This is a genomic window from Streptomyces sparsus (assembly GCF_054776295.1).
Window position 1 is genome coordinate 1 of sequence record NZ_BAAHCA010000099.1, and the last position, 9,744, is coordinate 9,744.

General features: G+C 70.3%; 13 protein-coding genes. All 13 read right to left on the minus strand.

Annotated features, from left to right (window positions below):
* On the minus strand, positions 1–781 hold a 781-nt coding region (locus tag ACYVE9_RS08230), incomplete at its 3' end, for an EI24 domain-containing protein (protein WP_461027080.1).
* Between the two features lie 98 nt (positions 782–879).
* The gene (gene dapD / locus ACYVE9_RS08235) at positions 880–1,869 is read right to left on the minus strand and encodes a 2,3,4,5-tetrahydropyridine-2,6-dicarboxylate N-succinyltransferase (protein ID WP_461027081.1); all 990 of its coding nucleotides are present in this window, start codon (positions 1,867–1,869) and stop codon (positions 880–882) included.
* A gap of 160 nt (positions 1,870–2,029) precedes the next feature.
* Positions 2,030–2,569, minus strand: coding sequence for a TetR/AcrR family transcriptional regulator (locus tag ACYVE9_RS08240; protein WP_461027082.1), 540 nt, complete (start codon positions 2,567–2,569; stop codon positions 2,030–2,032).
* Entirely contained in the window at positions 2,569–2,889 is a 321-nt protein-coding gene (locus ACYVE9_RS08245; RefSeq protein ID WP_461027083.1) for a DMT family transporter, read from the minus strand. The genes ACYVE9_RS08240 and ACYVE9_RS08245 overlap by 1 nt, the downstream gene beginning before the upstream one ends.
* 175 nt (positions 2,890–3,064) lie before the next feature.
* Positions 3,065–3,253: a hypothetical protein gene (locus ACYVE9_RS08250; RefSeq protein WP_461027084.1), complete on the minus strand. Its 189-nt coding sequence runs from the start codon at positions 3,251–3,253 to the stop codon at positions 3,065–3,067.
* Positions 3,254–3,414: 161 nt separating this feature from the next.
* A complete protein-coding gene (locus tag ACYVE9_RS08255) occupies positions 3,415–3,744 on the minus strand; it encodes a metal-sulfur cluster assembly factor (protein WP_461027085.1) in 330 nt (109 codons plus the stop codon).
* Positions 3,741–4,205: a Fe-S cluster assembly sulfur transfer protein SufU gene (sufU, locus tag ACYVE9_RS08260; protein ID WP_461027086.1), complete on the minus strand. Its 465-nt coding sequence runs from the start codon at positions 4,203–4,205 to the stop codon at positions 3,741–3,743. The genes ACYVE9_RS08255 and sufU overlap by 4 nt, the downstream gene beginning before the upstream one ends.
* Positions 4,206–4,219: 14 nt before the next feature.
* The gene (locus ACYVE9_RS08265) at positions 4,220–5,476 is read right to left on the minus strand and encodes a cysteine desulfurase (protein WP_461027087.1); all 1,257 of its coding nucleotides are present in this window, start codon (positions 5,474–5,476) and stop codon (positions 4,220–4,222) included.
* Positions 5,477–5,563: 87 nt separating this feature from the next.
* Positions 5,564–6,340 carry a Fe-S cluster assembly ATPase SufC gene (sufC, locus tag ACYVE9_RS08270; protein ID WP_461027088.1) on the minus strand — a complete coding sequence of 259 codons (777 nt, stop codon included), beginning with the start codon at positions 6,338–6,340 and terminating at the stop codon, positions 5,564–5,566.
* Positions 6,341–6,346: 6 nt separating this feature from the next.
* The gene (locus tag ACYVE9_RS08275) at positions 6,347–6,679 is read right to left on the minus strand and encodes a non-heme iron oxygenase ferredoxin subunit (RefSeq protein WP_461027089.1); all 333 of its coding nucleotides are present in this window, start codon (positions 6,677–6,679) and stop codon (positions 6,347–6,349) included.
* A complete protein-coding gene (sufD, locus tag ACYVE9_RS08280) occupies positions 6,676–7,857 on the minus strand; it encodes a Fe-S cluster assembly protein SufD (protein ID WP_461027090.1) in 1,182 nt (393 codons plus the stop codon). The genes ACYVE9_RS08275 and sufD overlap by 4 nt, the downstream gene beginning before the upstream one ends.
* A 59-nt stretch (positions 7,858–7,916) precedes the next feature.
* Positions 7,917–9,338 carry a Fe-S cluster assembly protein SufB gene (gene sufB / locus ACYVE9_RS08285; protein ID WP_461027091.1) on the minus strand — a complete coding sequence of 474 codons (1,422 nt, stop codon included), beginning with the start codon at positions 9,336–9,338 and terminating at the stop codon, positions 7,917–7,919.
* Positions 9,335–9,744 (minus strand): helix-turn-helix transcriptional regulator (locus tag ACYVE9_RS08290; RefSeq protein ID WP_461027092.1); only part of this gene is annotated, 410 nt, incomplete at its 5' end. The genes ACYVE9_RS08290 and sufB, both read right to left, overlap by 4 nt.

The following is a 9,744-nucleotide window of genomic DNA, read 5'->3' on the forward strand; positions in this document are numbered from 1 at the left end:
AGGCGGCGGGCTCCTCCTGCGGATGCGGGCCTGCGGGCGTGGGCTGCCGGCCCGTGAGGTCCCGCACCAGCAGCGTCGCCCCGGCCACGGCGCCGGGCATCAGGAACACCGCGACGAACGGCACCAGGAACAGCAGCACCAGGGGCACGCCGAACCCGAGCGCCAGTGCCTTGCGGCGGCGCAGCAGGGCGAGCCGCTCGCGCACCGGCACGTCCCTGCGCTGCAACGCCACTGAGGTCAGTTCCAGCGTGAGGAAGAAGCCGGACACCGCGAACCCGAGCGCCGGCACGATCGTCTGGCCGACGAGCGGCACGAATCCGAGCAGGAAGAGCGGGACGACGAACACCAGCGCCCGCGACAACACGTAGACGCTGTCGCGGAGCGAGATCCACAACTCCTGCCAGAGCGGCCGGTCCACGCCCTCGGGCGCCCCGCCCTCGGTCCGCTCGACCTGCTCCGACAGCGACTCGTAGAAGGGGTCGCCGATGAGCAGCGTGACCGCGGTGAAGGTGAGCACCGCGACAAGCAGCGCGGCGGCGAAGAGCAGCACCGCGAAGAGCGTGCGCAGCGACGTCTGCCAGCCGTCGGACCAGGTGTCGGCGAAGGGCGTGGCCCACTGCGCGATCTCCTGGGCCTGCATGCCGAGCAGTACCAGCACGGCGATGTACAGGACCAGGGCTATCGCGGCGGGCAGCAGCCCGAAGCCGTACCAGCGGCCGTGCCGGACGACCCAGCGCTGCCCCCGCCCGAAGTACCGCAGGCCGGCCACAAGATCACTCATGTGGGCCAGCCTAGCGGGCGGCGCCGACAGGCCCGCACCGATTGCCGATACGGGCCTGCCCGCCGCCGGGGACGGCCGCCGCGGCTGCCCCTCTCGCCTCAGTTGTTGCTGTGCAGCGCGTCGTTGAGGCCACCCCAGGAACCGGTGCGCGGCAGCGCCTCCACGGTGCCGCTGGTGGAGTTGCGGCGGAACAGCAGGTTGCCGGCGCCGGAGAGCTCAGCGGCCTTGACGATCTTTCCGTCGGGCAGGGTGACGCGGGTGCCGGCCGTCACGTAGAGCCCGGCCTCGACGATGCAGTCGTCACCGAGCGAGATGCCGATGCCGGCCTCCGCGCCGAGCAGGCAGCGCTCCCCGATGGAGACGGTCTGCTTGCCGCCGCCGGAGAGGGTGCCCATGATCGACGCGCCGCCGCCGATGTCGGACCCGTCACCGACGACGACCCCGGCGCTGATGCGGCCCTCGACCATCGAGGTGCCCAGTGTGCCGGCGTTGAAGTTCACGAAGCCCTCGTGCATGACCGTGGTGCCCTCGGCGAGGTGCGCGCCCAGGCGGACCCGGTCGGCGTCGCCGATGCGCACGCCCTTGGGCGCCACGTAGTCGGTCATCCTGGGGAACTTGTCGACGCTGGTCACGGCGAGGTGCCGGCCCGCCGCCCGGGCGGCCAGGCGGGTCTGCTCCAGGCGGTCGACCGGGACCGGGCCCAGCGTGGTCCAGGCGACGTTGGCGAGCAGGCCGAACAGACCGTCCAGGTTCTGGCCGTGCGGCTGGACCAGGCGGTGGCTGAGGAGGTGGAGTCGCAGGTAGGCGTCGTGCGCGTCCAGCGGCTTGTCGTCGAGGGAGGCGATGGTGGTGCGGACGGCCACCGTCTCCACCCCGCGCAGCGGGTCGGGGCCCAGCGCCTGCGGCACCGCCTCGCCGAGCAGCTGCGCGGCCTGGTCGGCGGTGAGTCGCTCGGTGCCGGCCGGACCGGCGTCGGCGGTCAACTCGGGCGCGGGGAACCAGGTGTCGAGAACGGTGCCGTCGGCGGCGACGGTGGCGAGGCCGGCGGCGACAGCGCCGGTGGTACGGGTGGTGGCTGCATCGGTCATGGCGAAAACCTAACCGCAGGTGCCGGGCCGACGCGAACCGGTCTCACCGCGGGCCGCCGCCCGGTCTCCGCCGCCGGTCCGTACGTGCCGGAGGAGCGGACGGTGCCGATCTCGCACGCCGCCGCCCGGGCGTGGGGCGTCACCGGCCGGGGACGGCCGGTCAGCCGATGAGGCGGGTGATCAGGGGGCCGGTCTCGTGGCGGTCGCAGCTGCGGCCGGTGAGCAGGGACTGGAGCATCAGTCCGTCGATGAGGGCGGTGAGCGCCCGGGCCGTGGTGTCGTCCGGGGTGCGCCGGCGCAGCAGCTCGGTCAGCTCGTCCAGACACTCCGCCGCGATGGGCCGCACCCGCTCGTGGCGGACCGCGGCGAGGTACAGCTCGTACTCCAATGACGCGCGGGTCCGCTCGGCCGTCAGGTTGTGCTCGATGAGGCGGGCCAGCTCGTCCGCGAAGTCCGCGTCGGGGGGCAGTTCCTTCTCCCACTGCCTGAGGTCGGCCAGCCAGGCTTCGTTGGCCTGGCTCAGCGCGGCGACGAGCAGGTCGTCGAGTTCGGCGAAGTGGTAGGTGGTGGAGCCGAGCGGCACGTCCGCCTCGGCGGCCACCGCGCGGTGGCCGAGGCCGGCGATGCCGTCCCTGGCGACCACGCGGATCGCGGCGTCGATGATGCGCTGGCGGCGCTCGGGGTCGTGGCGACGGGCCATCAGTGCGCGCCGTCCAGGTTGAGCATCACCACGCCGGCGATGACCAGCAGCAGTCCGCTGATCTTGGCGGCGGTCACCGCTTCTCCGATGAAGGCCATGCCGATCACCGCGACGGCGGCGGTGCCCGCGCCCGACCAGATGGCGTAGGCGGTGCCCACGGACATCGTCCTGAGGGTCTGGGCCAGCAGGTAGAAGGCGATGAGGTAGCCGACGGCCGTCCCCAGCGAGGGCCACAGTCGGGTGAAGCCGTCGCTGTACTTCATCGACGTGGTCGCCAGGACCTCGGCGAAGATGGCGCTGGCGAGCATGAGGTAGACCATATGTACAAGCGTACACATGACTCGACAGTTATGTACAGCCGTACACATGCCAGGGTCCGCGGACGATGCGGCGGGCCGCGGACGCCCCACAACGGCGGGAGCGGCTCCGGCCGGGGGGTGCCGGAGCCGCTCCAGGAGGGGAGGGCTAACGAGGGAAGGGGCGGGCGCGGGTACCTCAGACGCCCGGCAGTGCGGCGCCGCCGCCCAACTCGTCGGTCGGGGGCACCAGCTCCGTGACGTCGGCCAGGTCGGGCAGGCTGATCGGCGCGGGAGCCGCACCGGCGGGGGTGTCGTCGTGGCCACCGGGGGCCGGGGCCACCAGCGAGGCCACCACACCGGCGGCGAGGGAGGCAACGGCGGCCATGCTTCGCTTCTTCATGCCCGGAACAACGCGTCGCGGGGCGGATAGGTCACGGCCCGGACACACAAAAGCACCGCAGCGCCCCGGCGGAGGGCGTTGCGGTGCTTTCGGCGGCCGGCGACCGCCGCGGGCCGGAGACCCGCCGCGACACCGGAACGGAACGCTCAGACGTTGAAACCGAGGGCGCGCAGCTGGTCCCGGCCGTCGTCGGTGATCTTGTCGGGACCCCACGGCGGCATCCAGACCCAGTTGATCTTCAACTCGTTGACGATGCCCTCGGTGGCCGACTTGGCCTGGTCCTCGATGACGTCCGTCAGCGGACAGGCCGCCGAGGTCAGCGTCATGTCCAGGGTCGCCACGTTGGAGTCGTCGACGTGGATGCCGTAGATGAGCCCGAGGTTGACGACGTCGATGCCCAGCTCCGGGTCGACTACGTCGTAGAGGGCCTCGCGGACCTCTTCCTCGCTCGCCGGCTTGGTCGTGGTCTCGGTCATGCCTTCTCCTTCAGCGCGGCATCGCCCAGCGCCTGGGCGGTGGCGTCCTTCCATGCCATCCAGCTCAGCAGAGCACACTTCACCCGCGCCGGGTACTTGGAGACCCCGGCGAAGGCGACGGCGTCCTCCAGCACGTCCTCCATGGCGTCGTCCGGGGTGAGCTGCCCCCGGGACTGCATGAGCTCCAGGAACGTCTCCTGGATGCGGGTGGCGCGTGCCAGCTCCTTGCCGACCAGCAGCTCGTTGAGGACCGAGGCGCTCGCCTGGCTGATGGAGCAGCCCTGGCCCTCGTAGCTGACGTCGGCGATCGTGTCACCGTCGTAGCGCACCCGCAGCGTGATCTCGTCACCGCACGTGGGGTTGACGTGGTGCACCTCGGCGTCGCCGTCGCGCAGCCCGCGCCCGTGCGGGTGCTTGTAGTGGTCCAGGATCACTTCCTGGTACATCGAGTCCAGCTTCACGGGTCAGACCACCCTCATCCGAAGAAGTTCCGTACGTGCTCCAGCCCGTCGACAAGGGCGTCGACCTCGGCCGGCGTGGAGTACAGATAGAACGACGCTCGCGTGGTCGCAGGAATTCCGTACCGCAGGCACACCGGCCGTGCGCAGTGGTGGCCCACCCGCACCGCGATGCCCTGCTCGTCGAGTACCTGGCCCACGTCGTGCGGGTGGATGTCACCCAGCACGAAGGAGATCGCCGCGCCCCGGTCCTCGGCGGAGGTGGGACCGATGATGCGCAGGTCCGGCACCTCCTGGAGCCGGCGGACGGCGTACTCGGTGAGGGCGTGCTCGTGTGCCGCGATCCGCTCCATCCCTATGGAGGAGAGGTAGTCCACGGCCGCGCCCAGCCCGACCGCCTGCGCGATCGGCGGGGTGCCGGCCTCGAACTTGTACGGCGCGGGCGCGTAGGTGGAGGAGTGCATCGAGACCGTCTCGATCATCTCTCCGCCGCCCAGGAACGGCGGCAGGTCCTCCAGCAGCTCCTGGCGGCCCCACAGCACGCCGATGCCGGTCGGGCCGCACATCTTGTGCCCGGTGAAGGCCACGAAGTCCGCCTGGAGCGCCTGCACGTCCAACACCATGTGCGGGGCGGCCTGCGACGCGTCGATCAGGACGAGCGCCCCCACCTCCTGGGCCCGGCGGACGATCGCCTCCACCGGGTTGAGCGTGCCCATGATGTTGGACACCAGCGTGAAGGAGACGATCTTGGTGCGTTCGGTGATGACCTCGTCGACGGCCGACAGGTCGAGCCGGCCCTCGTCGGTGAGGCCGAACCACTTCAGCTTCGCGCCGGTGCGCTGCGAGAGCAGCTGCCACGGCACGATGTTGGAGTGGTGCTCCATCTCCGTGATGACGATCTCGGTGTCCTGGTCCACCCGGTAGGGCTCGTCGGCCCAGCCGAGCATGTTGGCGACCAGGTTGAGCGACTCGGAGGCGTTCTTCGTGAAGATGACCTCGTCGCGGCTCGGCGCGTTGATGAAGGCGGCGACCTTGTCCCGCGCACCCTCGTACAGCGCCGTGGCCTCCTCGGCGAGCACGTGCACACCGCGGTGCACGTTGGCGTTGTGCCGCTCGTAGTAGGCGTTCAGCGCGTCGAGCACCTGGCGCGGTTTCTGCGACGTCGCCGCGTTGTCCAGGTACACGATCTTCTGCCCGTCGTGGACCACGCGGTCCAGGATCGGGAAGTCCTTGCGGATCGCCTCGGTGTCGAGCAGGCCCGGCAGCTGTGTCACGCTCCCACTTCTCCGTTCGTCTCTCGGCCCGTGCCGCGACGCGACACGGGCAGCGCACCCGCGACCGGCCCGGAGGCCGGCAGCGCGTCACGCACCGGGCGTACCGGCGGTGCCGAGTCCGGTGTACTGCTCGTAGCCCTCGGCCTCGAGCTTGTCGGCGAGCTCCGGCCCACCGGACTCGACGATGCGCCCCTTCGCGAACACGTGCACGTGGTCGGGCTTGATGTAGCGCAGGATGCGCGTGTAGTGCGTGATCAGCAGCGTGCCGACCTCACCCGACTCGCGGACCCGGTTCACACCCTCGGACACCACACGCAGCGCGTCGACGTCCAGACCGGAGTCCGTCTCGTCGAGCACCGCGACCTTGGGCCTGAGCAGCTCCAGCTGAAGGATCTCGTGGCGCTTCTTCTCACCACCGGAGAAGCCCTCGTTGACGTTCCGCTCGGCGAAGGCCGGGTCGATGTGGAGACGCTGCATGGCCTCCTTGACCTCCTTCACCCAGGTGCGGAGCTTGGGGGCCTCACCGCGGGTGGCGGTGGCGGCGGTGCGCAGGAAGTTGGACACCGAGACGCCGGGCACCTCGACCGGGTACTGCATCGCGAGGAACAGGCCCGCCCGGGCGCGCTCGTCGACGGACATCTCCAGCACGTTCTCGCCGTCGAGGGTGACGGTGCCGCCGGTGACGGTGTACTTGGGGTGGCCGGCCAGCGAGTAGGCGAGGGTGGACTTGCCGGAGCCGTTCGGGCCCATGATGGCGTGCGTCTCACCCTGCTTCACGGTCAGGTCGACACCCCGCAGGATCTCTTCGGGGCCGTTCTCGGCCTCGACGGTGACGTGCAGGTCGTGGATCTCAAGGGTTGCCATGGGGCTTCAGGACTCCTGGGTGACGGAGACGAGCACAGCCGCTTCGGGGCCGTCTCCTTCGATCTTTACGGGATATACGGGCACCGGGCGGGTCGCGGGCAGGCCGGACGGCTTGCCGGTGCGCAGGTCGAAGCTGGAGCCGTGCAGCCAGCACTCGATCGCGCAGTCCTCGACCTCGCCCTCGGAGAGTGAGACGTTCGCGTGCGAGCAGATGTCGTTGATCGCGAACACCTCACCCTCGGTACGCACCAGCGAGACGGGGACGCCGTCGACCTCCACCCGCTTGGGGGTGTCGGTCTCCAGCTCCGCGAGCCGCGCGACGCGGACGAACTCACTCATGCCACGGACGCTTCCAGCTCGGCGTCGATGCGGGCCAGCAGGCGCTCCTGCACGTCCGGCAGGCCGATCTGCTGGACCAGCTCGGCGAAGAAGCCGCGCACCACCAGTCGGCGGGCCTCGTCCGCGGGGATACCGCGCGACATCAGGTAGAACAGCTGCGCGTCCTCGAACCGGCCGGTCGCCGAGGCGTGGCCGGCACCGGCGATCTCCCCGGTCTCGATCTCCAGGTTGGGCACCGAGTCGACCCGCGCGCCGTCGGTGAGCACCAGGTTGCGGTTGAGCTCGTAGCTGTCGGTGCCCTCGGCGGCCTTGCGGATGAGCACGTCGCCGATCCAGACCGCGTGCGCGTCGTCGCCCTGGAGGGCGCCCTTGTAGGCGACGTTGCTGCGGCACTGCGGGCTGTCGTGGTCCACCATGAGGCGGTGCTCCTGGTGCTGCCCGGCGTCGGTGAAGTAGAGGCCGTACAGCTCGGCCTCACCGCCGGGGCCGGCGTAGTTGACCCGCGGGTGCAGCCGCACCAGGTCGCCGCCGAAGGTGACGACCACGGACTTGAAGCTGGCGTCCCGGCCGACCAGCGCGTTGTGCTGGGAGCAGTGCACGGCGTCGTCGTCCCAGTCCTGCACGGACACGACGGTGAGCTTGGCCCCGTCGCCGAGCACGAACTCGACGTTGGCGGCGCGGACCGCGTCGCCGGTGTGGTCGAGGACGAGCACGGCCTCGGCGAAGGCGCCCAGCTCGAACACGGTGTGCCCGTAGGTGACGCCGCCCTCGCCGTGCAGGCCGACCCGGATCGGCTCGGACAGCACGGCCTCGGCCGGCACCGAGACGACCGTGGCCTTCTCGAAGGCGCTGAACGCCTGCGCGGCCACCCGGTCGACGGGCTTGCCGGCCCGGCCGAGGCGGGCGTCGTCCCGGCCCACCGTCTCGACCGTCACCGCGTCGGGCGCGGAGATCTCCACCTTGAGCGTGCCGGACGCCTCGGCGGTGCCGTCGTGCAGGCCCTTGAGCCGGTCCAGCGGAGTGAACCGCCACTCCTCCTCGCGGCCGTGCGGCACCGGGAAGTCGGCGACGTCGAAGGACGGCGCCGCACTCATCCGGGTGGCGACGGTCGACTCGGCGGCCACCGCGATGGAACCGGAGGTGGTGGCACCCGCCGGGATGTTCTGGGCCTCAGCCATGGCTGTCGTCGTGCTCTCTCTCGTGGGTCGGGGTCGCAGCGGCGGAAGGGCGGACGGCGTCAGCCGACCGATCCCTCCATCTGCAGCTCGATCAGCCGGTTCAGCTCGAGCGCGTACTCCATGGGCAGTTCCTTGGCGATCGGCTCGACGAAGCCGCGGACGATCATGGCCATCGCCTCGTCCTCGGCCATGCCGCGGCTCATCAGGTAGAACAGCTGGTCGTCGCTGACCTTGGAGACCGTCGCCTCGTGGCCCATCGTGACGTCGTCCTCGCGGACGTCCACGTACGGGTAGGTGTCCGAACGCGAGACGGTGTCGACCAGCAGCGCGTCGCACAGCACGTTGGACTTGGAGCCGTGCGCGCCCTCGCCGATCTCGATCAGACCGCGGTAGGAGGTACGGCCGCCGCCCCGGGCCACCGACTTGGAGACGATGTTGGAGGAGGTGTTCGGCGCCATGTGCACCATCTTGGCGCCCGCGTCCTGGTGCTGCCCTTCACCCGCGAAGGCGACCGAGAGGGTCTCGCCCTTCGCGTGCTCGCCCATCAGGTACACGGCCGGGTACTTCATGGTGACCTTGGAGCCGATGTTGCCGTCGACCCACTCCATGGTCGCGCCCTCGTAGGCCACGGCCCGCTTGGTGACCAGGTTGTAGACGTTGTTCGACCAGTTCTGGATCGTCGTGTAGCGGCAGCGGCCGCCCTTCTTCACGATGATCTCCACGACGGCCGAGTGCAGCGAGTCCGAGTCGTAGATCGGCGCGGTGCAGCCCTCGACGTAGTGCACGTAGGCGTTCTCGTCGACGATGATCAGCGTGCGCTCGAACTGGCCCATGTTCTCGGTGTTGATCCGGAAGTAGGCCTGCAGCGGGATGTCGACGTGCACGCCCGGCGGCACGTAGATGAAGGAGCCGCCGGACCACACCGCGGTGTTCAGCGCGGAGAACTTGTTGTCACCGGCGGGGATGACGGTGCCGAAGTACTCCTGGAAGATCTCCGGGTGCTCACGCAGCGCGGTGTCGGTGTCCAGGAAGAGCACACCCTGCTGCTCCAGGTCCTCGCGGATCTGGTGGTAGACGACCTCGGACTCGTACTGGGCGGCGACACCGGCGACGAGGCGCTGCTTCTCGGCCTCCGGGATGCCCAGCTTGTCGTAGGTGTTCTTGATGTCCTCCGGCAGGTCCTCCCAGGACTGCGCCTGCTTCTCGGTGGACCGCACGAAGTACTTGATGTTGTCGAAGTCGATGCCGGAGAGGTCGGAACCCCAGTTCGGCATGGGCTTCTTCTCGAACAGCTTGAGGCCCTTGAGGCGGAGCTTCAGCATCCACTCCGGCTCGGACTTCTTGCCCGAGATGTCACGCACGACCTCCTCCGAGAGGCCGCGCTTGGCGGCTGCGCCGGCCGAGTCCGAGTCGGCCCAGCCGTACTCGTACGTACCCAGGCCCTCGAGCTCGGGGTGGGCGGTCTCCGTGGGGAGAGTCATGCGGGGTTCCTCCCGGCTGTACTTGCGGATGCTGTGGTGGTCTCTTCGGTGGTCTCCGCGGGGCCGCGTGGCACGAAGGTCGTGCACACCCCGTCGCCGTGGGCGATGGTGGCCAGCCGCTGCACGTGGGTTCCCAGCAGGCGGGAGAAGACCTCGGTCTCCGCCTCGCACAGTTGCGGGAACTGTTCTGCGGTGTGCGCCACCGGGCAGTGGTGCTGGCAGAGCTGCTCGCCGGTCGAAGCAGGCGCGCCGCGCGCAGTGGCAGCGTACCCGTCCTCGGTGAGCGCCTCGGCCAGTGCGCGGGTGCGGTCCTCGGGGGCCACGTCGGCCAGACGTTCGCGGTAGCGCTCCGTCTGGGCCTCGACCCGGGCCCGGGCGAACGCCGCCACGGCGGCCTCGCCCCGCT